This window comes from Haemophilus sp. SZY H36, from assembly GCF_018829625.1.
In the GTDB taxonomy this organism is placed as follows: Bacteria; Pseudomonadota; Gammaproteobacteria; order Enterobacterales; family Pasteurellaceae; genus Haemophilus; species Haemophilus haemolyticus_K.
In genome coordinates, this window is the sequence record NZ_JAHKKA010000001.1 from 250,794 (window position 1) to 273,781 (window position 22,988).

17 protein-coding genes, 1 tRNA gene and 1 pseudogene are annotated in these 22,988 nt (G+C 35.9%); 8 read left to right on the forward strand and 11 right to left on the reverse strand.

Translation table 11 applies throughout. The features are described from left to right. The first annotated feature begins 35 nt into the window (after window positions 1-35). Both KP713_RS01010 and sbcB read left to right on the forward strand, forming a co-directional pair. Complete coding sequence (locus KP713_RS01010) at window positions 36-911, forward strand: DMT family transporter (protein ID WP_215769595.1); 876 nt, start codon at window positions 36-38, stop codon at window positions 909-911. 12 nt (window positions 912-923) lie between these two features. Beyond that, a complete protein-coding gene (gene sbcB / locus KP713_RS01015; RefSeq protein WP_215769596.1) occupies window positions 924-2,345 on the forward strand; it encodes an exodeoxyribonuclease I in 1,422 nt (473 codons plus the stop codon). 174 nt (window positions 2,346-2,519) lie between these two features. Here sbcB and KP713_RS01020 read toward each other — a convergent pair whose 3' ends face one another. Beyond that, a complete protein-coding gene (locus KP713_RS01020; protein WP_215769597.1) occupies window positions 2,520-2,870 on the reverse strand; it encodes a hypothetical protein in 351 nt (116 codons plus the stop codon). Between the two features lie 632 nt (window positions 2,871-3,502). Here KP713_RS01020 and ftnA (KP713_RS01025) point away from each other — a divergent pair. The 3 genes from ftnA (KP713_RS01025) (at window position 3,503) to KP713_RS01035 (ending at window position 4,734) form a co-directional block, all read left to right on the forward strand. Then, complete coding sequence (gene ftnA / locus KP713_RS01025; protein WP_048953195.1) at window positions 3,503-3,991, forward strand: non-heme ferritin; 489 nt, start codon at window positions 3,503-3,505, stop codon at window positions 3,989-3,991. A gap of 15 nt (window positions 3,992-4,006) precedes the next feature. Next, the gene (gene ftnA / locus KP713_RS01030; RefSeq protein ID WP_065264819.1) at window positions 4,007-4,501 is read left to right on the forward strand and encodes a non-heme ferritin; all 495 of its coding nucleotides are present in this window, start codon (window positions 4,007-4,009) and stop codon (window positions 4,499-4,501) included. Between the two features lie 147 nt (window positions 4,502-4,648). After that, window positions 4,649-4,734, forward strand: a tRNA-Leu gene (locus tag KP713_RS01035). A 105-nt stretch (window positions 4,735-4,839) separates the two neighbouring features. Here the strand turns inward: KP713_RS01035 and KP713_RS01040 are convergent. Further along, window positions 4,840-5,196, reverse strand: a complete 357-nt coding sequence (locus KP713_RS01040) for a DsrE/DsrF/TusD sulfur relay family protein (RefSeq protein ID WP_106014280.1) — start codon at window positions 5,194-5,196, stop codon at window positions 4,840-4,842. Window positions 5,197-5,221: 25 nt separating this feature from the next. Next, window positions 5,222-6,175, reverse strand: coding sequence for an oxidoreductase (locus tag KP713_RS01045; protein ID WP_215769598.1), 954 nt, complete (start codon window positions 6,173-6,175; stop codon window positions 5,222-5,224). A gap of 58 nt (window positions 6,176-6,233) precedes the next feature. Between KP713_RS01045 and ybaK the strand changes: the two genes are divergently transcribed. Then, entirely contained in the window at window positions 6,234-6,710 is a 477-nt protein-coding gene (gene ybaK, locus KP713_RS01050; RefSeq protein ID WP_005631703.1) for a Cys-tRNA(Pro) deacylase, read from the forward strand. 46 nt (window positions 6,711-6,756) lie between these two features. On the opposite strand, the gene recD is transcribed toward ybaK, so the two are convergent. From recD to thrS, 7 genes are all read right to left on the reverse strand, one after another. Beyond that, on the reverse strand, window positions 6,757-8,679 hold the full coding sequence (gene recD, locus KP713_RS01055) for an exodeoxyribonuclease V subunit alpha (protein WP_215769599.1): 1,923 nt from the start codon (window positions 8,677-8,679) through the stop codon (window positions 6,757-6,759). Then, window positions 8,679-12,314: an exodeoxyribonuclease V subunit beta gene (gene recB, locus KP713_RS01060; RefSeq protein WP_215769600.1), complete on the reverse strand. Its 3,636-nt coding sequence runs from the start codon at window positions 12,312-12,314 to the stop codon at window positions 8,679-8,681. The genes recD and recB overlap by 1 nt, the downstream gene beginning before the upstream one ends. A gap of 109 nt (window positions 12,315-12,423) precedes the next feature. Further along, entirely contained in the window at window positions 12,424-12,777 is a 354-nt protein-coding gene (gene rplT / locus KP713_RS01065; RefSeq protein WP_005596075.1) for a 50S ribosomal protein L20, read from the reverse strand. A gap of 65 nt (window positions 12,778-12,842) precedes the next feature. Then, entirely contained in the window at window positions 12,843-13,040 is a 198-nt protein-coding gene (gene rpmI, locus KP713_RS01070) for a 50S ribosomal protein L35 (protein WP_005596065.1), read from the reverse strand. Window positions 13,041-13,247: 207 nt separating this feature from the next. Continuing rightward, a complete protein-coding gene (gene infC, locus KP713_RS01075; RefSeq protein ID WP_425613348.1) occupies window positions 13,248-13,793 on the reverse strand; it encodes a translation initiation factor IF-3 in 546 nt (181 codons plus the stop codon). 129 nt (window positions 13,794-13,922) lie between these two features. Beyond that, the gene (locus tag KP713_RS01080; protein ID WP_215769601.1) at window positions 13,923-14,735 is read right to left on the reverse strand and encodes a D-hexose-6-phosphate mutarotase; all 813 of its coding nucleotides are present in this window, start codon (window positions 14,733-14,735) and stop codon (window positions 13,923-13,925) included. 61 nt (window positions 14,736-14,796) lie between these two features. Beyond that, window positions 14,797-16,728: a threonine--tRNA ligase gene (thrS, locus tag KP713_RS01085; RefSeq protein WP_215769602.1), complete on the reverse strand. Its 1,932-nt coding sequence runs from the start codon at window positions 16,726-16,728 to the stop codon at window positions 14,797-14,799. Between the two features lie 449 nt (window positions 16,729-17,177). On the opposite strand from thrS, the gene KP713_RS01090 reads away from it, so the two are divergent. Beyond that, the gene (locus KP713_RS01090) at window positions 17,178-19,502 is read left to right on the forward strand and encodes a TonB-dependent receptor plug domain-containing protein (protein ID WP_252346296.1); all 2,325 of its coding nucleotides are present in this window, start codon (window positions 17,178-17,180) and stop codon (window positions 19,500-19,502) included. 116 nt (window positions 19,503-19,618) lie between these two features. Beyond that, window positions 19,619-22,399: a M16 family metallopeptidase gene (locus tag KP713_RS01095; protein WP_215769604.1), complete on the forward strand. Its 2,781-nt coding sequence runs from the start codon at window positions 19,619-19,621 to the stop codon at window positions 22,397-22,399. A 73-nt stretch (window positions 22,400-22,472) separates the two neighbouring features. Here the strand turns inward: KP713_RS01095 and KP713_RS01100 are convergent. Then, window positions 22,473-22,874, reverse strand: a pseudogene (locus KP713_RS01100) (TGS domain-containing protein); the annotation flags it as partial. Window positions 22,875-22,988: the final 114 nt, after the last annotated feature.

Here is a 22,988-nt window from a genome sequence, read left to right on the forward strand (position 1 = left end):
TTTTTGACCGCACTTTAATTATATAAGGAATTTAAATGCACAATCTTATTCTTGCCATTCTTTGCAGCGTAGCGGTTTCAGTTTTGCTTAAAATAGCCCGTAAAAAAAATATTATTATCGAACAAGCTATCGCGTTCAACTACATCACTGCCATCACTTTCAGTTATTTCTTACTCAAACCTGATTTTAAAGGCTTAGAATTTACTGATTACATCGTACAAAGCGAAAACTCACCCATTTTTTTAGCGCTAGGTTTATTGTTACCTAGTGTGTTTATTATTATGTCAAAAGCGGTGGAGTTTGCTGGAATTGTACGTTCAGATGCAGCACAACGTCTTTCGTTATTTCTTCCCATTTTAGCAGCGTTTTTAATTTTTCATGAAACACTAAGCCAATCTAAAATCATTGGCGTTGTATTAGCCTTTATTGGTTTATTTTGTTTATTAACTAAGCCAAATCAAGGGCAAAGTGCGGTCAATTTTAAAGGTGTTTTAGGATTAATCGGCGTGTGGTTTGGTTACGGCATTATTGATATTTTATTCAAACAAGTGGCGAAAAGCGGCGGTGCATTCCCTGCAACATTGTTTATTTCCTTCTCACTTGCAGCTTGCGTTATGTTTATCTATTTATTCTTAAAACGTGCCCAATGGACATCATCAAGTGTAATTGGCGGCATCGTTTTAGGTGTATTGAATTTCTTTAATATTTTATTCTATATAAAAGCACATCAAAGTTTTGCTGGAAATCCGACGCTTGTTTTCGCTGGGATGAGCATTGGAGTGATTTGCTTAGGTACGATAACTGGCGCATTAGCTTTTAAAGAAAAAATCAGTAAGTTAAATTGGCTAGGTATTATTTTTAGTTTATCGGCTATTTTCTGCCTATATTATTTAGATAAAATTATCGCGTAAAAGAGAGTAGTCATGGCAAAAGATTTCAGCTTTTTTATTTACGATTATGAAAGTTTTGGTGTAAATCCAGCAACAGATCGCCCTGCGCAATTTGCGGGTATTCGTACGGATGCTGATTTTAATATCATTGGTGAACCAATAATGTTTTATTGTAAACAAACCAACGATTATTTACCGGCTCCTGAAGCCGTAATGGTAACAGGAATTACACCACAAGAATGTAATGAAAAGGGGCTTTCTGAACCTGAATTTGCCGCAAACATTTTAGCAGAGTTTTCCCAGCCAAATACTTGTGTCATGGGCTATAACAATATTCGCTACGATGATGAAATGACGCGTTATACGTTTTATCGTAATTTTATTGATCCTTATGAATATAGCTGGAAAAACGGGAATTCACGCTGGGATTTGTTAGATTTAGTGCGAGCCTGTTATGCCTTGCGTCCAGAAGGGATAATTTGGGCTTATGACGATGATGGAATGCCAAGTTTCCGATTAGAAAAACTCACTAAAGCAAATGCTATTGCGCATGAAAATGCTCACGATGCAATGGCGGATGTATATGCAACTATTGCTATGGCAAAATTAATTAAAGAAAAACAGCCTAAATTATTTCAATATTTCTTTGAAAACCGAGGTAAAAAAGAAATAGAAAAATTGGTTGATACAGGCGCAATGGCGCCTTTAGTGCATGTTTCTGGGATGTTAGGGAATTATCGTGGAAATTGCACTTGTGTTGCTCCTTTAGCTTGGCATCCAACAAATCAAAACGCATTAATTGTGTGTGATTTAACTGGCGATATCGATAATTTATTAGCCAAAAGTGCGGATGAATTGCGGACAGATTTATATACAAAAAAATCAGAATTAGAAGAAAGGGGAGTTTCATCTGTTCCATTAAAGCTTGTGCATATCAATAAATGTCCTATTTTAGCGCCAGCTAAAACCTTATTACCAGAAACAGCAAATCGCTTGGGTATTGATAGACAATTATGCTTGGATAATCTTGCAAAATTACGAGCGTCTTTTGATATTCGTGAAAAAGTGGCAGATATTTTTAATGAAGAACGTCAATTTGAATCGAATGATAATGTAGAAACTGAACTATACAATGGTTTTTTCAGCAATGCTGATAAAAATAATATGTCTATTTTACGTAGTTTACCTGCAGAAAAATTAGCTGAACATGGTTTAGCTTTTGAAGATAAACGTATCCCAGAATTATTATTCCATTATCGAGCGCGCCATTTTTATAAAACCCTCACACGCGCCGAACAAATTAAATGGCAAAAATACCGACAGAATAAACTTGAAAAAAGTGCGGTAGATTTTGAATCAAGTTTACAACGTTTAGCAGAGGAACATTCAGATAACCCTGAAAAACTATCTTTGCTACAACAAGTATATGAATATGGTATAAAACTACTAGGTTAGCTGATACGTTGTCACATCTATTAGAAGAGCACGTTTTAATAAAAACGTGCTTTTTTGTTGTTTTTTCTAAGGATTAATTCTTCAAAAAATCACCACATTAAATTCCCCCCTGTAAATAACAAAGCGATAGTTAATTACTTACAGGACTTAATGCGAAAGGCTAAAATACATATTTTATTTAGGCATTTTTCTATAGAACATCACTTTTTTTCTTGCATCAGGGCTTCTGACATAAATAAGCAAAATGTACATAGATAAAACGAACAGAATAAATGCAAGAATGCCAAAAAGGGTAAAGCCAGCAGATCCACTTAGATTTTGTATAGACGTAAAAATATGTTCACCTAAGAAGCGTAAGGTGAAATAAGCACCTATAACGCTGATAATTAATGAGATGATGAAATAAGGCATTAAACTTTCACCATACTTAACGGTAGCTTGGCAACCTCTGCAAACCTTAATGCCCCTTTCTGACTCTGTAAAACAGAATGGGCATTTAATAATTTCATTCTTATTATCAGTCATGCTGACTCCTTTCTATCTAACTACGTTGAGATTGTATATAAATGTAGGTTTTCTATCAAGTTATAAGCTCAGCCTTGAACATAGATAATCTTTACATTTCATTGACATTTTAACCTGACCATTCAATAAAACGATAAAATAACGCGTTACAACGTGTTATCCATCCTTATTTTGTCTTGTTTTACTAGTACCTGTGACTTGTGCATAACTATGTGATTTATTTAATCCGTAGCTTTCGCTAACCTGATAACTAATTTCGCATAATGTATATTATGTTAAATTAATTAATTGCGAAGTAACGCTTATAGGATTAATCGCTACTCTTCTTTCAAAGCTTTTTCAGGCCGCCCGATGCTATTTTCAATAGAATATGGAAGTCAAAAAATAAGATCGCGCTACGTAAAATCTGAGCTCTTTATTGCAGGGATAATTAAGATGTGACGTTGTATTATTAATCAGAACATTAATTCAACATAAATGAGAATAGTTGCTATTGATTTTACTCTTTAAAATTAATAAGTTATAAAAAAAATCAAAGAAAAAACTTGCAAATTCTCATTTAGACACCTAAAATGAGAATCGCAAATTGAGCTTTATTGCATTTTTATCAATCAAATGGAAAGGAATTAGTTATGCTTAATCAAGCCATCACAAACAAACTCAATGAACAAATCAATTTAGAGTTCTACTCTTCTAATGTTTATCTACAAATGAGCGCATGGTGTTCAAAACACGGTTATGAAGGTGCAGCCGCATTTTTGCTTCGTCACGCTGATGAAGAATTAGAACATATGCAAAAATTGTTCCAATATGTAAGCGAAACCAGTGGTATGCCACTTTTAGGTAAAATTGATGCACCAAAACATGAGTATGCTTCATTAAAAGAGGTGTTTGAAATAACTTTAGAACACGAAAAATTAGTTACATCAAAAATTAATGAATTAGTTGAAGTTACTTTCGCAAACAAGGACTACTCTACTTTTAATTTCTTACAATGGTACGTTGCTGAACAACATGAAGAAGAAAAATTATTCAGCAGCATCATTGATAAATTTAACCTTGTAGGTGAAGACGGCAAAGCATTGTTCTTCATCGATCGTGATTTAGCGACTTTAGAATAATATAGGAGAAATAAAATGTTATCAGCAAACGTAATCAAACTGTTAAACGATCAAATGAATTTGGAATTTTATTCTTCTAATCTTTATCTTCAAATGAGCGCATGGTGTGAGCAACAAGGCTTTGAAGGTGCTGCAAAATTCTTATCTGCACACGCGGCAGAAGAAATGCAACATATGCGTAAATTATTCACTTATTTAAATGAAACCGGTGCTCAAGCAATTATTTCTGCCATCGAAGCACCATCACACGAGTATAAATCATTAAAAGAAGTGATCGAAATCACTTATGAACACGAAAAACTGATTACCAGCAAAATCAATGAATTAGTAGGTAAAACTTTTGAAGAAAAAGACTACTCTGCTTTCAATTTCCTACAATGGTACGTTGCAGAACAACACGAAGAAGAAAAATTATTTAGTAGTATTTTAGATAAACTTAATCTTCTTGGTGATGATGGTAAAGGTTTATTCTTAGTTGATAAAGATTTAGGTAATCTTGCAGCGGCTTAAATTTACTTTTTTGAAATACCTAGCTTTTAGCTAGGTATTTTTTATTCAAAAAAATTATATTGGCTATTTATAAATCAAATAAGATTTTTTATTAAATTTTTTCTTGCTCATAGACTAAATATCCGTATAATTCAAATCATAGATATTGCCTGGGTGGCGAAATTGGTAGACGCAGCGGATTCAAAATCCGCCGGTGAATAACCGTGTCGGTTCGAGTCCGACCCTAGGCACCAAATATAGATCCCTGCTCCTTGAGCAGGGATTTTTATTTTATCTATACTTTATAAGAATAATATATTCTCCCTCATTAGTTATGAGGGAGTATTATGTATCTATTATTAAAAATTTAATACTTTGTCAGCTTCCATCGTCCAGTCTGCCAACTCTGCTAACGTCCCTATTTCCACACCGTCCACCAGCGGCAATTCGGTGATACCACGAGCATTGGTGCAGGTTTTACAAAGTTTAATTGTCGCCCCTTGTGCCGTTAAAATTTCCAACATTTGTTGTAAATGATACCCTTCTGATGGATTTTGTTTTGCTAAACCACCAGTTACCGCATCAGACATTAAAAATACTTTTAAATTAACCGCACTTTTATGCTGCTCTTGCAACTGTAACGCCAAACGTAATGCACTAAAAAAATGTTCGTCACCATAAGGGGATGAATGGATAATAAATAGAATATTTTGCATACTATTCTCCTCAATTTCCTGGGTATTAATAACCTTGCTGATAAATTCCTTCCAACAATTTCACTGAAAGTAAGGCGAGATTAAAGCGTTGTTCATCTGCCACGGACCAAAATTCTACGCCATTTTCTACCGCACTTATTTGACTTAAATGAAGTTTTACTGATTCTTCTCCATTTTCTTGTTCTCCATTAAGCACAGGCGTAATTAAGGTTTCTTCTAAAGCAATAAGCTCGCTATTTTGAGGCTGATAGTCGAAATTATAATCTGAAAGAGCGGTGACTTTTTGTGCCAATCCATAAAATACAGGCACTTGGATTGCGTGGAATGTAGCACGATCTAATTGAGGAAAGATTCGTTGTAATTGATTCAATAAACTAGGTGTTTGATGTGGATAAACATCAAACGCTAAGCGAGTTTCTTCTTCATCCAATGGAATACCATTTAATAAACGGGCTGTTTGTCCCGCAAGTTTAGTGACGGTTTCCGCATCTGTATAAGAGGCTGGTAATAAAGAGGTAACAAACACTTGATTAAGATTAGTCTCTTGTAAAATCAGGGCAAGGGTTAAGGCAAGTTGGCTTACTTGTGGATCAGGTAAGCTGACAATGTTACGTTGTCTCAGCTCAAATAGTTGTGATTCATTTACCGTTGGGACAACAACGGGCACATCCGAAAGCGCACTGCAAACGCCTAACATATCAATGACAATACAGCCCTGCTCTGCTGCCTGCGCAATATGGGAAACTTGCTCAAGTTTTCCTGCAAAAAAGACATAATTAAAATCAGCCCACTTAACTTCATTTGGCGAAAGTTGTTCAACGCCTTTATTGCGAAAACGAATATTTTGTTCTTCTTCAAAAGGTATCATTTCAACAATAGAAACGTTACTAATTTCAAGCGTACTTTGTTCTAAACGCTCTACAATTTTTTCACTTAATTCAAATTCTGCTGCTATCGCAATATTTAAGGTTGCGTCCATTTTTCTCTCCGCTGTAAAATAATCGACATTATTTTACACCAAAACCAGGAAGGAAATAATGACACCCGCAATTGATTTACTTAAAAAACAAAAAATTCCTTTTATTTTGCATACTTATGATCATGATCCAAACAATCAACATTTTGGTGATGAAGCCGCAGAAAAACTAGGTATTGATCCTAACCGCTCTTTTAAAACCTTACTTGTGGCGGAAAATGGCGATCAGAAAAAACTCGCTTGCTTTGTGCTTGCAACGGCCAATATGCTGAATTTAAAGAAAGCGGCAAAATCTATCGGTGTGAAAAAAGTAGAAATGGCAGATAAAGATGCAGCACAAAAAAGTACAGGCTATCTTGTGGGGGGAATTAGTCCGCTGGGTCAAAAGAAACGCGTGAAAACCGTGATAAATTCAACCGCACTTGAGTTTGAAACGATTTATGTTTCAGGCGGAAAACGTGGACTAAGTGTAGAAATTGCACCACAAGATTTAGCAAAAGTATTAGGTGCAGAATTTACTGATATTGTTGATGAATAACCGATGGATTTATGAATTTAAAGGCGGATTCATTCCGCCTTTTTGACTAATTCAACTCTTCCAATAATTTCCCCAATCCGCTCTGGCGTCTCACTGTCTGGCGAATTGCTGTTTTCCATATTTTTTCATCGGCAAATACAGTAAGTTCTTTTTTCGCACGAGTGACCCCGGTGAAAACTAATTCTCGCGACAATACTGGATTCACTTCTGTTGGAAGAACCATTACAGTGTGCTCAAATTCTGAACCTTGAGATTTATGAATCGTCATCATAAAAGCGGGTTCGTGTGCTGGAATTCGGCTTGTCAGCACTTCTCGATTGCCAAACCATACTTTACCATTCGCCAAGCACAGCCCAATATCGCCGTTATAAAGGCGAACATTATGATCGTTTTCAGTAATCATAATTGGCTTGCCGATATACCAATCTTGTTCATTACGGAACCAAAGCAATTTTTCTTCTCGCAACGCTAACGAGATTTCTTTATTGAGATTTTCAACTCCTAAATTGTTATTACGAAGTGAGGTTAAAAATCTCACAGAATTAAATTGCGCTTGAATGGCTTCAGCATAGGAAATGCCTTGTTCATTTTTAGCGTTAGGATCAATTTTTTGTTTACGTAAATCATCCAACATTTTTAAGAAAGTGCGGTAATTTTCCACCGCACTTTTCACCACTTGATTAACTGCATCGCTTTCATCATTTAAGGCATTAAAGTGCAATTCTTGCGGATAATGTTCAAATAACCCAAGGCTATCGTCTGCTTTGCCTTTTTGAATAACTTCAGCCAACTTGCCAATACCTGAATCTTTATCAAAACGGCGACTTTCTATTAGATGGCATAAGCAATCACGTATTGAATTTGAACGATCAGAACCTTCGACTTTATAGCCTGTTGTCGCTTGTAAATACGCAGCTTGTTCATGACTATAAGATTGAATAACAAATTGAGCCAATTCCCCCAATACTGCCCCCGCCTCAACAGAGGCTAATTGCGCCTGATCACCTAATAAAATTAATCGAGTTTCAGGCTTTAACGCATTGATAAGTTTTGCCATCATCGGCAAATCAATCATTGATGTTTCATCGACAACTAACACATCTAACTGCAAAGGATTATGACTGTTATAGCGCGTGTAATCATTAAAGGCATTCACACCCAGTAAACTATGCAAAGTGCTGGCTTTTTGTGGTATCGCATTGAAAAGTGAATAGGATAAATTCATTTTTTCTTGCATAAAACCTAAAGCATTTTTAATCGATTCTTCCAAACGAGAGGCGGCTTTGCCAGTCGGCGCAACCAATTTGATATGTAATTTACAATCAAATAATTCTTGTAGAACGAGCAATAAACGCGTAACTGTGGTGGTTTTTCCTGTTCCTGGGCCGCCTGTAATAATCGAAAATGGGCTTTTAATCGCTGTTGCTACAGACACTTTTTGCCAATCTATTTTTTCCTGTTTTTCAGGGAAATATTTATCCAATTTTTGACGAATTTCATCATAAGAAAAGGCTAAAGTTCGGTGTTTTTTTAAAGTGTTTTTTATATATTGTGCGATACGATATTCATCTTGCCAAGCGCGATAGAAATACAACGCGCCAAATTGAAATGCCATTGGCGCAATGTGATTGACGGGATCTTGCGTAAATGCCATATGCCCGCGCAACGCATTTTGCCAATCTTCAACGGGTAAATAACCAATCTTTTCACGAATTTCTGCTAAGTAATCTTCTTCCGTTGTACGATAAGCCAAGCCAAATAAATTATGTTCTAAATAGCGATCTAATTGGCTGCAAGTATTTCCCTGCGTATAACGCCAGCTACAAAGTGCGGCTAATAATATGGCTAAATTTTTGACAGGTTCTGGATAATCCGTATGACATTGTTTATCAGCTATCAACTTAGCAAAATAATAATCACCTTGAGAAAGAATGCCCTGCTCTTTAAGTTTTTGTAATACGGATAACATTAAAACACCCCGTCTAATTCTGTGATTAATTCAACGCGTGGACGATCATAAAATACGCCAGATTGTGGCTCTCCGTTCATTCCACGTAAGAAAAGATAAAATACCCCGCCGAAATCTCGCGCATAATCGTAATGAGGCACAACGCTTTGCAAATAACGATGTAATGCCAGCGTATAAATTAAATATTGCCAATCATAGTGACTGTGTAACATTTCTCTTTTTAATACCTCTTGATTGTAATCATCAAGGGTTGAACCTAAGAAATTAGATTTATAATCAACAAGATAATATTTCCCATTATGGCGGAAAACTAAGTCAATTGAACCTCTCACCATGCCTTGAATTTGTTCAAATTGAAGTGGCTCGCTTGGCAAATGATGACGGGCTTTCAACGCGTGATTAAATGCTTCAACATCAAAATGTTCACGAATAGCCAGATAAAATGGCATTTCTTTAATACAATCTTTATTTGCCAAATCAGCTAATGCTATTCCTATTTCATTAGAAAGTGGCGTATGTGAAATCTGTTGTAGCCAATTTTGTAGCGGCTCTGTAAAAGTTTCATCTAAATGTAAAGATTGTCTTAATTTGTCAATTTCTTCGGTATTTGCTAAATCAGAAAAATAGCAATTTTCAAAATGGCGATGCAATGCAGTCCCGACTTGTTTACCTCGTGGCAAATCTAAAATGTTTGATTCATTTTCATTTAAAAGTGCGGTCGAAATTTCAATAGAATTTTGGCTATCGTAATCTTTTGCATCATCAAAAACAGCGTGTTTTTTACCCACACTTTCAGTGAAATAATTTTGGCGGCGATGACCTTGTTCAATTGAAGTAAAACTGGTTATTCGCCAATCTTGCTCAATATTGCCAGTAAATTCTGCGGCTTTAAGCTCATCATTTTTTGTATTGATTGATAAAGCCGGAAAAGCCTCTAGATTTGGCTTCGTGCAGATTTCCACATTATCTTGCATTTTTTCTTTAAAGGTTTGCAACAACGTCTCGGTATTTTTAGAATCTGACAAATTTATTTCTTTGCCTATTTCGCCTTGGCTTAATACATAATGTAAGGCATTCCATTTTTTATCAAATTGCGCAGGCAAAGCGAATGCCATTTGATATTTGGCACGGGTTAAAGCCACATAGAGTAATCGCAACTCTTCCGCAAAAGTTTCTTCATAAAGTGAGTTCAAATTACGATTTTCCATATCCCATAAGGTTTCATCTCGTTCTTTAGAATAATAAATATTGATGTCTTTTTTACTTGGATCTTTGCTCGGCACAGCTAAAAATGGTAGCCAAACTAAATCGTATTCTAAGCCTTTGGATTTATGGATACTCACGATTTTTACCAACTGGCGTTCGCTTTCTAAACGAATTTGAGCCTCTTGCCGACCTTCGCCTTGAATTTGTTTTTCAAACCAACTAAGCAATGCCGCTTCAGTTTCGTGTAATGTGGCAGATTGTTGTAAAATTTCTGCTAAATGTAGGAAATCCGTTAAATCTCGCTCGCCCGTGGCTTGGCTTAATAATCGCTCTGAAATGCCTTGCTCCAATAAAATTTGATGTAACATTGCCAATATTCCTTGGCGTTGCCAAGTTTGTTGATATTGAGCAAAGCTATCTGCCCAGCGTTGCCAGTCTGCTTCATTTTGCTGAATTTGATGAATATCCGCCGCATTTAAGCCAAAAAGTGCGGTCGCAATCGCATTCAAAATTGGACGTTCAGCAACATTTAAACAAGCTTTTAACATTCTGAGTAACTCCACTGCTACATGGCTATCAAAAACACTACTTTGATCTGAAAGATAAACTGACGCGATCCCCAATTTTTGCAATTCATTTTTTACTAAAGCCGCTTCATTTTTATCACGCACCAATACGGCAATATTCGCCGCTTGTAAGGTTTTACAGGTATCTTCGTTTTGAAAAACTGCCTGATTTTCTGCCGCACTTTTTAGCCAATGTTGAATAGAAATAGCACATATTTTTGCCATTTCAGTTTTATTCACTTTGTCACTTTCAGTTAAATAAAAACGATAAGCAGGTTCTGCCTTACCGTTTAAATAAAATCGCAGATGATCATCACGAGAATCAACAGCAGTAAAGTTAATATTTTGATAAATAAATGGCGATTGAGGAAAATCAAACAACGCATTGACGCCATCAACCAAATGCTTCTCTGAACGATAATTTTTAGTGAGTTCAAAGCGAGATTGGGCTTCATCCGATGCTTTTAGATAAGTAAAAATATCTGCGCCACGGAAACGATAAATCGCCTGCTTCGGATCGCCAATCATAATAAAACCAGTATTTTTTTCGGGATTATCACGATAAATTTTTGAAAAAATAGCGTATTGTTGTGAATCAGTATCCTGAAATTCATCAATCATCGCGAAAGGATATTGGAAACGAATCATTTCCGCTAATTCATTCCCTTGTGGGCCTTGCAAGGCTTCGCAAAGCAAACGCAATAAATCATCAAAGGATTTTTCTTGGTGATTAAGTTTATAGTCTAAAAGTTTTTGTTGTAAGCCTTGTCGATAATGATAAAGAATGATTCTACGAAGTAAATCTGGGGATATTAAAGAATTAACTCGCTTTTCAAGCTCTTCAAAAATCGGTGCATAAAAAGGCGTTGCCGGTTTTTTATCTTTATTTTTATCAGTTTGTTCTTCGTAATTTTTCTCAATAGATGATTGTAGAAAATACTCTTTCAATGTGGTATTAATTTGATAATCTCTAGGATTATTTGACCATTGATTAATTTTATTAATCCAATCCCATAAACGCTTTACTTGGTACTTTTTACGATTTAACGATTTCAACTGATCTTTTGGATAATCTTTCTCCAGTTCATTGGTAATAATCGCTGAAATTTCATCCGCACTTTCTAACCAAAATGCCTTTAATTCATTCAACGCCTTTTGATAACCACCCAGATATTGCGGTAAAAAGATTTGTATTGGTACAGATAACGCCTGTTTATTTTCAATCTCCACCTGCAAATCTTTACCTAAATCCGCTTTCAACAAAGACAACACATTTGCAGGTGATACTAATTCTGTCGCGATAAAATTCGAAGATTCAAAATCCAACGGATAAAAATGTTCTCGCCAAAATTCATTAGCAAAACGAACTAACAAGTCAGATTGATCTTTAATTAATTCTAAATTGAAATGAATGCCAGAATGGAAAGCATATTGCATCAACATACGGCGACAAAAACCGTGAATAGTATAAATCGCCGCCAAATCCATATTTTGCTCGGCTAATTTCAAGCGATGAATTGCCTCAAAAATATCCAAATCCTGAGAAAGTGCGGTAAGAAATTCATCATTTTTAAATGCGGATTTATCTTGGGTTTCTGCAAAGGCAGTGAGTTTATCAATCGCATCTGTTATACGCTCACGAATTTTTTTCTTGAGTTCTTCTGTTGCCATTTCCGTAAATGTTACTACCAGAATTTCTTCTACATTTAACGGACGAGAAAAGTTATTTTCTCCCTCCTTTAATAAAAGTCGGAGATATAAAGATCCAATAGTGTAGGTTTTCCCCGTACCAGCGGATGCTTCGATTAAGCTAATTTGATTTAAAGGCAACGTGATAGGATTCAGTGGGATTGTTTCGGACATAGATTTTAACAGATGAGAACTAATGGCATTATTTTACAAAATTTGAAATCACAAATGCAAAAAAAGGACGCTTTTCAGCGTCCTAATTCTTTATCTAAACTTTAACAAATTAAAGTGCAGATTTTGCTTTTTCAACTAATGCAGCGAACGCTACTTTGTCGAATACAGCGATATCAGCAAGAATCTTACGGTCGATTTCAACAGATGCTTTTTTCAAGCCGTTGATGAATTTACTGTAAGATAAACCATTTTGACGCGCTGCAGCGTTGATACGTGCAATCCATAATTGACGGAATTGACGTTTACGTTGACGACGGTCACGATATGCGTATTGACCAGCTTTGATCACCGCTTGGAAAGCAACGCGATACACGCGTGAACGTGCACCATAATAACCTTTAGCAGCCTTAAGAACTTTCTTATGGCGTGCTCTTGCAATAACACCACGTTTTACACGAGCCATTATTTAATCTCCTATGTAATATTTTTCTAAAATGAACTAATCGTACGTTTTGCTTAAATAACGACTTATGCGTATGGTAAGCAAGCTACTACTAAAACTTGGTCTGCTTTCGCAACCATTGATTTATGACGTAAATGACGTTTACGTTTAGTTGTTTTTTTAGTCAAAATATGACGTAAGTGAGATTGTTTACGCTTGAAACCACCAGAAGCAGTTTTTTTGAAGCGCTTCGCTGCGCCGCGTACTGTTTTGATTTTAGGCATTGTTAAAATAACTCCGCATTTTTCGTTTAAAACAACATAATCAGGCGAACTTAAGTTACTTGGAAGCACTGATCATTTCCATCATAAGGCAAATTAAATTGCCTTTTCAAAAGCAGTTAGGCTGCGTAGTGTGCCCAACGTGCAGTTGTCTTTTCATTTAAGTCAAACTTAAACAAAAAGATTTGCTGAGAAATCTCAGCAAAATCCTTATTTTTTCTTAGGTGCTAACACCATTACAGCCTGACGGCCTTCTAATTTACCTGGTGCAGATTCAACGACAGAAATTTCAGCTAAATCGTTTTTTACGCGCTCCAACACATCAAAACCGATGTCTTGGTGAGCCATTTCACGACCGCGGAAACGCACGGTAATTTTTGCTTTGTCTCCGTCTTCTAAGAAACGGATTAAGCTACGTAATTTAACTTGATAGTCACCTTCGTCTGTGCCTGGACGGAATTTAATTTCCTTCACTTGCACAACTTTTTGTTTTTTCTTTTGTTCTTTAGCGGTTTTACTTTTTTCGTAAAGGAATTTACCGTAGTTCATAATGCGACAAACCGGCGGCTCTGCATTTGGGCTAATTTCAACAAGATCAAGCTCTGCTTGCTCTGCCATTTCTAGGGCTTGTTGAATAGAAACAATCCCTGCTTGTTCACCATCTTGGTCAATTAAACGAACTTCTTTTACACGAATCTCTTCATTGATACGGTTTGGGCGATTTACTGCCGGCGCTTTTTTTACGGTTTTAATAATCGTATTCCTTCTATTGGTTAATAGTAAAAATCTTTTCGCTAAAAATAAAAGATTTCAAATTTGTTGCCCGCAAGGAACGAGCAAAATCCCGCGAATTCTATAGTATTCACACCACTTATGCAACAAAATTTAGCCTTTAAGCGAAATTTCTACGCTTAAACTTTCGCCAAATTCAAGCAAGTGATGAATGCGAGCAGTTTCTAAGCACAACATCGTTTGATAGCCAGTTTCACTCATTCCACTCGTCTTTTTATGCCAAGGATTCCAAAGGACAAATTGGCTTGCATTATGATGATGCAGTGCAATCGTACGATTGAAACTTTTATCTACGATTTGATTCTGCATTGTTTCTGCGGAATAAATGCAATCCACACTTTCAGAAATGTGACGCGGTGACGAAACGTTTTCTTGTTGTTGATTTAAACTATTAAAACAAGTTTCAGGTAAACCTTGTACTTCCACTTGATTAATATCCCCAATATTGAAATAGGTATGTAATGCTGCTTGCGCGGGTTCTTTGCCATAATGTGTAAAGGTTAAATGACATTTGTCCGTGAACACCATTACAATTTTAGCTTCGATAATATTTAAATCAGAAAACAACTCGAATTCTAACCGCACTTTATTCGCTGAAATATCGTAGTGACTCAACTGCCATAAGCGAATTCGAGCTGTCCCGTGTGCTGGTTGTTTTACACCACCAAACCAAGGATAACAAATCGGTACGCCACCACGAATAGCATTGCCATTTTCGAATAGTTCTACTTCACTTAACCATAATACATCTTGCTTCGCATTTTGCGGTTTCCAACTGATAAGCTGTGCCCCTTGCAAGGAAACTTTTGCTTCTCCAACAGCATGTTTTAGGTGAAGAACAGGGATGTCATTATATTGAACTAAATTTAGCTCTGGCGTTAATGTTTTAAGAAAAGTAATCTTCATATTTATTCCCTATATGAGATGAAAAAACCGCACTAAAGTGCGGTCTCTTTTTCAAAGTTTTTTATTCTTCATTAAGTAATTTTAATTCACGGCTTCTTACTTGATTTTTCAAGATTTCCGCAAATTCTTCCACGGTAAATGTACCTAAATCAGCACCTTTACGGGTACGTACCGCCACTTTACCTTCAGCGATTTCTTTATCACCGCAAACAAGCATATAAGGCACGCGACGTAAAGTATGTTCACGGATTTTGAAACCCACTTTTTCGTTACGTAAATCAGTTTTCACTCGTAAACCTACATCAGAAAGCTGTTTCGCAACTTTTTGTACGTAGTCTGCTTGACTATCAGTGATATTCATTACAACCGCTTGGGTTGGCGCTAACCATGCTGGGAAGAAACCTGCATATTCTTCAGTAATGATACCAATGAAACGCTCAATAGAACCTAAAATTGCACGGTGAATCATTACAGGGGTTTTACGGCTATTATCTTCTGCCACGTAAGTTGCATCTAAACGACCTGGTAAAGCGAAGTCTAATTGCACGGTACCACATTGCCATTCACGGCCAATGCTATCACGTAATGCGAATTCAATTTTTGGACCATAGAATGCGCCTTCACCTTCTTGAATTTCATATTCAAGACCGTTATGCGCCAATGCTGCTGCAAGACCTGCTTCAGCACGATCCCACATTTCATCTGAACCGATACGATTTTCAGGGCGAGTAGAAAGTTTTACTGCGATATTAGTGAAACCAAAGGTGCTATAAATGTCGTACACCATTTTGATACAGCTAGTTACTTCGCTCTCAATTTGATCTTCAGTACAGAAAATATGTGCATCATCTTGAGTAAAGCCACGAACACGCATTAAACCGTGTAAAGAACCTGATGGTTCATTACGATGGCAAGAACCAAATTCCGCCATACGGATTGGTAAATCACGGTAAGATTTTAAACCTTGATTAAAAATTTGAACATGTCCTGGACAGTTCATCGGTTTAATTGCATATTCACGGTTTTCAGATTGAGTTGTGAACATTAAATCTGCGTAATTTTGCCAGTGACCAGTTTTTTCCCACAACACGCGATCCATCATAAATGGACCTTTTACTTCTTGATAATCGTATTGTTTTAATTTAGTACGCACGAACGTTTCAAGTTCACGGAAAATTGTCCAGCCATCATTGTGCCAGAACACCATACCTGGCGCTTCTTCTTGCATATGATATAAATCTAATGCTTTGCCAATTTTACGGTGGTCACGTTTTGCCGCTTCTTCTAAGCGTGTTAAGTATTCAGCAAGTTGTTTTTTATCCGCCCAAGCCGTACCATAGATACGTTGTAACATTTTGTTTTTACTGTCACCACGCCAGTACGCACCAGCAACTTTTTGTAATTTGAAATGCTGACAGAAACGCATATTTGGCACGTGTGGGCCACGGCACATATCAATATATTCTAAGTGATGATATAACGCAGGCGTTTCAGTACGTTCAATGTTTTCATCTAAAATTGCCATTTTGTATGGCTCGCCGCGTTTTTCAAAGGTATCACGCGCTTCTTGCCAAGTAACACGTTTTTTCACAACGTCATAATTGGTTTTTGCCAATTCCAACATACGTTTTTCGATTGCATCTAAATCTTCTTGCGTTAAAGAGCGGTCTAAATCAATGTCATAGTAGAAACCGTTTTCAATAGTTGGACCGATTGCCATTTTTACATCTGGGAATAATTGTTTAATGGCATGACCAAACAAGTGTGCACAGGAGTGGCGAATAATTTCTAAACCATCTTCATCTTTAGCGGTAATGATTTCAAGCGTTGCATCTTGGTCGATAACATCGCATGCATCACGACGCTCACCATTTACACGGCCTGCGATAGTAGCTTTAGCAAGACCCGCACCAATATCTTGTGCGACTTCAAGAACAGAAACAGGATGATCGAATTGACGTTGGGAACCGTCAGGTAAAGTAATAATTGGCATTGTTTTTTCCTTATACAGTGGTCACCCATACGAAAGGTGACGTGTTCGTTTAAAATTCTATAAAAATTAACCGCATTTTTGCCCTACTTGGCTTCATTCCTACCATTGAACGAGCGAAATTAGACAAAAAACGCGTGGCGAATTCTATCACTTTCTTAAGGCGTTGTTAAATAAATGCACATATTTTACAGAAAGGAAATAATCTTTTTCAACTAGGGCCTTTATATCCTAAAAATAAAGGTTAGAATAACCGCACTTTTAAAAGTGCGGTTTTTTTATGCTTTCTCTTTCACTAGCACCTATTTTGAAGTACATCTTGCATTTAATAATGCATGAAAATATAATGATAATAGTTATCATTTATATTTTATTTAGTAAGGGAGTATACTATGCATCAAAAGAAACCGTTAATGTTGTTATTCTGCTCAACATTTGTTAGCCCATTTATTATGGGGCAAACTGTTGAAAAAACCAACAAAAATATATTGCCCGAAATTGTTGTGTATGGTGACAACAATAAATCGCTTTCTTCCATTGAAACGCTCTCTTCTGCCGAGATAAGTAAAACGCCCACATCAAACGGTAATATCACTGATTACCTTCGTTCTAACCCCCATATTCGTTATGAAAATAGCGACCAAAATGGTTTTCAACGTGGTGAAATCAAACCTGAAAATATTTCAATTAACGGTGCCGATCCAAATCAAACCGCCTATTTTGTTGATAATGTCAATATAAATAATGATCTTGCTATTGATAACAGTATTTTTGACGGTTCTATGCAAGTTGTTCCAGGAATTAGTCACACTCAAGCTTATTTTTTTGATGCTACTATGCTTTCTAAAGTGGAAGTACAAGATAGTAATATTTCTGCTAGCTTAGGTGGCTTTATGGGTGGTGCCGTTATCGCTAAAACCAAACAATATAGTGGTACTGACAACATAAAACTTAAATATCGCACGACGAATTCATCTTGGGCAAAAATGAAAGCAGATAGTGCAGCGCAAAAAATACTGAAGTTGGTACGTCCAGATGATATCGGAGTGGCAGAGTTACAACCTAAATATGATAAACAAACATTCAGTGTTGTAGCTGAAAAAAGATTAAGTGATAATTTGGGAATGGTTTTAGGCTATAGTCGCAGAACATCGTCTATTGAACAAAATCGCTTGATTGGCTTTGATAAACATGCCAATAACAAGGCACAATTAGACAAACAAAATCATCAACGACTTTCCGATAATCTTTTATTAAATTTCAATTGGACACCGCAAGAAAAAGAACGTATTGAACTCGGTTTACGTTATTCAAATTATAAAGAATTGAAATATTTCAAGGAAAATATAGATAACAACGTAAGCGATTATCATCAAGCTCTAGGAGCAACGCTTGCTTGGGTACATTCATTTGACTCTGGCGTTTGGACAAATACCTTAGCATATGATCGTTTTAAGGATAAGCGTAAATCAGTTTCAGCAGATGTTTCTTCTGTAAGTGTTGTACTAGATAATGGTCTTTCATACGACTATGAAAAAGGCGGATATGGCAACAGTCAATTAATTCAAGATAATTTACATTTTTCTACTGAATATGCAATGGAATCTTTTCATTTAGGTTCTACCGAGCATTCCATTTCTATCGGAAGCATTTATCAGGCAACAGAATATCAATTCTATCGTCCACAAGATGTTCATTCAAAAGTGGTTCAAGTGATTTTAGATGCAAATGGAAGTAATCCAACAGAAATGATCCTGTCGGATAGCACAACATCAAAAGGTCGGGTTAAAACTACCTATCAGAATATTGTGGCTTATGCTGAAGATCTAATAAAATGGAATAAATTTGAATTACGTCCTGGTATTCGTATTGAACGTGATGATTATTTAAAAAACAATAATATTGCCCCGCGCTTTGTTGCACGTTATCACCCTTGGGATGATACAGGATTTACATTGGGTTTAAATCGTTATTACGGTCGTTCTTTTGCTTCTTTAAAATTAGCCAATAGAATCTTAAAGATTAACGATGATTCAACACGTCAGCATCAGAACTTTTCATCCCTTAAAACGCCTTATGCAGATGAATTAAGCTTAAGCTTTGATCAGAATATAGGTAATTTAGCACTCAAACTTGGTTATATTCATCGTGATAATAAGAATCGTATTATGTTGAAGAAAGAATCGACAAAAAGTTTTTATATTAATGGTCATAACTTTGGTGTTGATGTTTATACTTTCCAACTTAACAATATTGAACCCTGGAAATTGGGTAAAACTTATTGGACAACATCACTCGGTTTTGATTGGCTAAATACAAAACGAGCAGATGTAAGTAATGAATTTGATCCAAATGAACCCGTCTATTTAGACGGAAAATTAATGACTCGTAGTCAAATGCTACAACAAGTTAATAGCAGTACAGAAGATTGGATTGCTCGTTTAGGTATTGATATGGAGATGCCAGATTACAATATCACTTGGTCTAATAAAGTGTATATGAAAGCCCCAATTCGTAGCTATGAGGAACTTGAGAGCAATGATAATGGCATTTCACGCTTCCGTAGCTATCACTATGGCAGACATACACAATGGGATAGTAGCATTCGTTGGCAGCCGACCATTCTAGGTAAACATAGTGTCTATTTGCAAGTAGATATTTTAAATGTACTCAATAAAACACGTAAAAATAAAGTCACTACTCTTTCCACTAGCGATGAATACGGTGTTTATACGCCTGGGCGTGAATTTTGGCTAGAAGTTGGCTATCAATTCTAATATTCTTCAATGTATAGGGCTTGTGGGCTTTGAAACATCCACCAGCCCTACTCTACACTCGTTTTACTTAGCGTAGAGTTTTCTTTTTTTATCAGGTGAAAAATCAGGTGAAAATAATGAAAAAAATAACCGCACTTTTTTTGCTTATCTTTTCGTTAATTGCTTGTCAATCACTGAATCTATCACCCAATAGTGATTTACCTTTTGATCCAAATATTCAGCACGGTAAACTATCAAATGGTCTGCAATACTTTGTATTAAAAAATACTGAACCCAAAGAACGCGTTTATATTCGATTAGTGATCAATGCTGGGTCAATGCATGAAGATGACGATCAAAAAGGCATTGCTCATTTAGTTGAGCATATGGCATTTAATGGCTCAAAGAAATATCCGGAAAATCAAATTATTAATGCGTTAGAAAAACTTGGAATGAGGTTTGCACGAGATATTAATGCTTTCACCGATTTTGAAAATACAGTCTATACTTTAAATTTAGATAGCAACAATCAGCAAAAATTAGAATTGGCTTTTGATGTCATCAATGAATGGATGAATAATATTACTTTTTTGCCTAAAGATGTGGATGGCGAACGTGGCGTAGTACAAGAAGAATGGCGGAGACGTTTAAGCCCAATGCTACGTATTGGCAATAAGAAAAGTGCTATTGAAATGGCTGGTTCTCGTTATGTGTTGCGTGATCCTATTGGAGATATGGATATTATTAAAACAATTTCAGCTAAACGCGTAGCTGATTTTTACCACAAATGGTATCGACCAGATAATATGTCAGTAATTATTGTAGGCGATATTGATACAAAACAAGTTGTAAAATTATTAAAACAAAGCCTATCCCAAGAAAATCCAATTACTAAAACAACATTGGAAAAAATTGATTTTAATATTCCTCTTATCAACAAATGGCGACTAGATTCTATTTCTGAACAAGGCACAACAATTCCGAGTATTGAATTAAGTTTTTTTGAAAATACAATTGAAACCAATACATTAGCGAGTTATAAACAAGAATTAATTCATCAAATTACCACTCGATTACTTAACTTACGTTTACAGCAATGGGAAAAGGAAACAGAAAATGGAGTAGATTCTGCGAATTTTTATCGTACTCATTTAGGTAAAGAAACGCTACAAAGCATTTTTTCTCTCCAGCTTATAGATACACAATATTCAAAAACGATAGATAAATTATTTGCCTTTATTGCCAGTATAAAACAACAAGGTTTTACTCAAAATGAATTAAACGGCGAGATTAAGCGCTTAACTCAACTCAATGAAAAACAATTAAATATTCGTTCTGGTAGTTTAAAAATTGCCGATGATCTCATTACTTCTGTGGCAAATAAACAAGTAGTATTGAGCGTAAATGATCGTTATGAACTCAATAAACGTTTTTTATCCCAAATTACATTAGCTGATTTACAACGCACGTTAAATCAAACCTTAGCATTAAAAGCAAAATTATTATTAATCACTCAACCTTTGCCACAAAAAGCCTTGCCTTTTGATGTAGTAGAAATAGAAACTCGTTGGAACAATGCAATGGAAATGCAACAACACCAATGGGATGAAAAAAGACAAATCGAAAAATTACCGCACTTAACATTTAACACAGGGTCACTTTCTCAAGAAAAATATTGGGATCGTGGCGATATTTATGAATTTCGTTTAAGTAATGGAAGTAAATTAATCTATCACTATAGTGACAAGACTCCAAATCAAGTACATTTTCGAGCTGTTACTCAAGGTGGTTTACGTTCTATCCCAGATAAGGACTATCACTTATTGCGTGCTGCCGTTAGTGTAGTTGATGAAACAGGTGTTGGAGAACTTTCTCTTTCTGCGGTTAATCAAATTTTTTCGCGCGATCCATTGGTGATTGCCACTGTGATTGATGATGATAAACAAGGTTTTACTGGTGTATCTAAACCTAAAGATTTGGAAAATTTACTGACATTGTTTCGTTTAAAATTACGTTCTTCTCCTATATCTGATCTTGCCTTAGAAAAATACCGACGTGAAACCCGTGATTATTTCAAACAGATTGATTTAGAAACACAATTTATGAAAGCCGTTTCAAAACTGCGTTTTCCAAATATTGAAACTGTCTATACTCAAAAACAAGCACAGCAATTAGCATTTGATAAAAACCAATTAAGTAACGCTTATCAACGTTATATTTTAAATAAAACAGATTTTACCTATTTTATTATTGGAGATATTGAACTTAATCAAGTAAAGAAATTGGCGGAACGTTATTTAGCCTCAGTTGAATCAAAAACTCAGATACGTCACTTTGTCCCAACTATTATTCATACACCAACTCAATCATTTATTATGAACGGCTTGAAAGAACCGAGAGCTGATGTAGAAATATACCTTACCGCAAATAATACTTGGCGAGCGGAACAAAAATATTTATTCAATATTCTTTCGGATATTGTGCAAGAAAAATTACGCTTAATTCTACGTGAAAAAGTTTCAGGTGTTTATTCTGTAAATAGTTGGTTTATGCAAGATGCTCATACACCACAAATTGAGGGAAAAATTGAATTTAGTTGCGATCCTCATCGCGTAGAGGAACTTACGCATCTCACAAATCAGGTGCTAGATGATATTGTAAAAAATGGCATTGATGAAAACTTATTACGTAAAAAACTAGCGGAACAACATACTCAGATTCGACGTGAATTTGATTCTTTAGTTTCAATTGCTTCAATTATTGAAGAAAGTTACTGGCAACAAGATAATACAGATACTATTTACACCTATCAACATTTAGATCAGTTAACGACAAAAGCCACAATAGACGCGTTGGCGCAAAAAGCTCTAAAAAAATCAGGCAGATTTGTCAGCGTATTAAAAGCAACTACTTATTAGAAAATAAATGAAATCTCAATAGATATGAAACAGATAAAAATAACGGTGATCGATTAAACGATCATCGTTAATTTTGTAATTTGAAATGCTGACAGAAACGCATATTTGGCACGTGTGGGCCACAGCACATATCAATATATTCTAAGTGATGATATAACGCAGGCGTTGCAATACGTTCAATGTTTTCATCTAAAATTGCCATTTTTACATCTGGGAATAATTGTTTAATGGCATGACCAAATAAGTGTGCATATGAGTGGCGAATAATTTCTAAACCATCTTCATCTTTAGCGGTAATGATTTCAAGCGTCGCATCTTGCTCAATCATATCACATGCATCACGACGCTCACCATTTACACGGCCTGCGATAGTGGCTTTAGCAAGACCCGCACCAATATCTTGTGCGACTTAAAGAACAGAAACAGGATGATCGAATTGACGTTGGGAACCGTCAGGTAAAGTAATAATTGGCATTGTTTTTTCCTTATACAGTGGTCACCCATACGAAAGGTGACGTGTTCGTTTAAAATTCTATAAAAATTAACCGCACTTTTGCCCTACTTGGCTTCATTCCTACCATTGAACAAG

Bases quoted from the DNA above. Each gene is read 5' to 3' on its own strand.
- KP713_RS01010 (WP_215769595.1), top strand. From the start codon at position 36: ATGCACAATCTTATTCTTGCCATTCTTTGCAGCGTAGCGGTTTCAGTT.
- sbcB (WP_215769596.1), top strand. From the start codon at position 924: ATGGCAAAAGATTTCAGCTTTTTTATTTACGATTATGAAAGTTTTGGT.
- KP713_RS01020 (WP_215769597.1), bottom strand. From the start codon at position 2,870: ATGACTGATAATAAGAATGAAATTATTAAATGCCCATTCTGTTTTACA.
- ftnA (WP_048953195.1), top strand. From the start codon at position 3,503: ATGCTTAATCAAGCCATCACAAACAAACTCAATGAACAAATCAATTTA.
- ftnA (WP_065264819.1), top strand. From the start codon at position 4,007: ATGTTATCAGCAAACGTAATCAAACTGTTAAACGATCAAATGAATTTG.
- KP713_RS01040 (WP_106014280.1), bottom strand. From the start codon at position 5,196: ATGCAAAATATTCTATTTATTATCCATTCATCCCCTTATGGTGACGAA.
- KP713_RS01045 (WP_215769598.1), bottom strand. From the start codon at position 6,175: ATGGACGCAACCTTAAATATTGCGATAGCAGCAGAATTTGAATTAAGT.
- ybaK (WP_005631703.1), top strand. From the start codon at position 6,234: ATGACACCCGCAATTGATTTACTTAAAAAACAAAAAATTCCTTTTATT.
- recD (WP_215769599.1), bottom strand. From the start codon at position 8,679: ATGTTATCCGTATTACAAAAACTTAAAGAGCAGGGCATTCTTTCTCAA.
- recB (WP_215769600.1), bottom strand. From the start codon at position 12,314: ATGTCCGAAACAATCCCACTGAATCCTATCACGTTGCCTTTAAATCAA.
- rplT (WP_005596075.1), bottom strand. From the start codon at position 12,777: ATGGCTCGTGTAAAACGTGGTGTTATTGCAAGAGCACGCCATAAGAAA.
- rpmI (WP_005596065.1), bottom strand. From the start codon at position 13,040: ATGCCTAAAATCAAAACAGTACGCGGCGCAGCGAAGCGCTTCAAAAAA.
- KP713_RS01080 (WP_215769601.1), bottom strand. From the start codon at position 14,735: ATGAAGATTACTTTTCTTAAAACATTAACGCCAGAGCTAAATTTAGTT.
- thrS (WP_215769602.1), bottom strand. From the start codon at position 16,728: ATGCCAATTATTACTTTACCTGACGGTTCCCAACGTCAATTCGATCAT.
- KP713_RS01090 (WP_252346296.1), top strand. From the start codon at position 17,178: ATGGGGCAAACTGTTGAAAAAACCAACAAAAATATATTGCCCGAAATT.
- KP713_RS01095 (WP_215769604.1), top strand. From the start codon at position 19,619: ATGAAAAAAATAACCGCACTTTTTTTGCTTATCTTTTCGTTAATTGCT.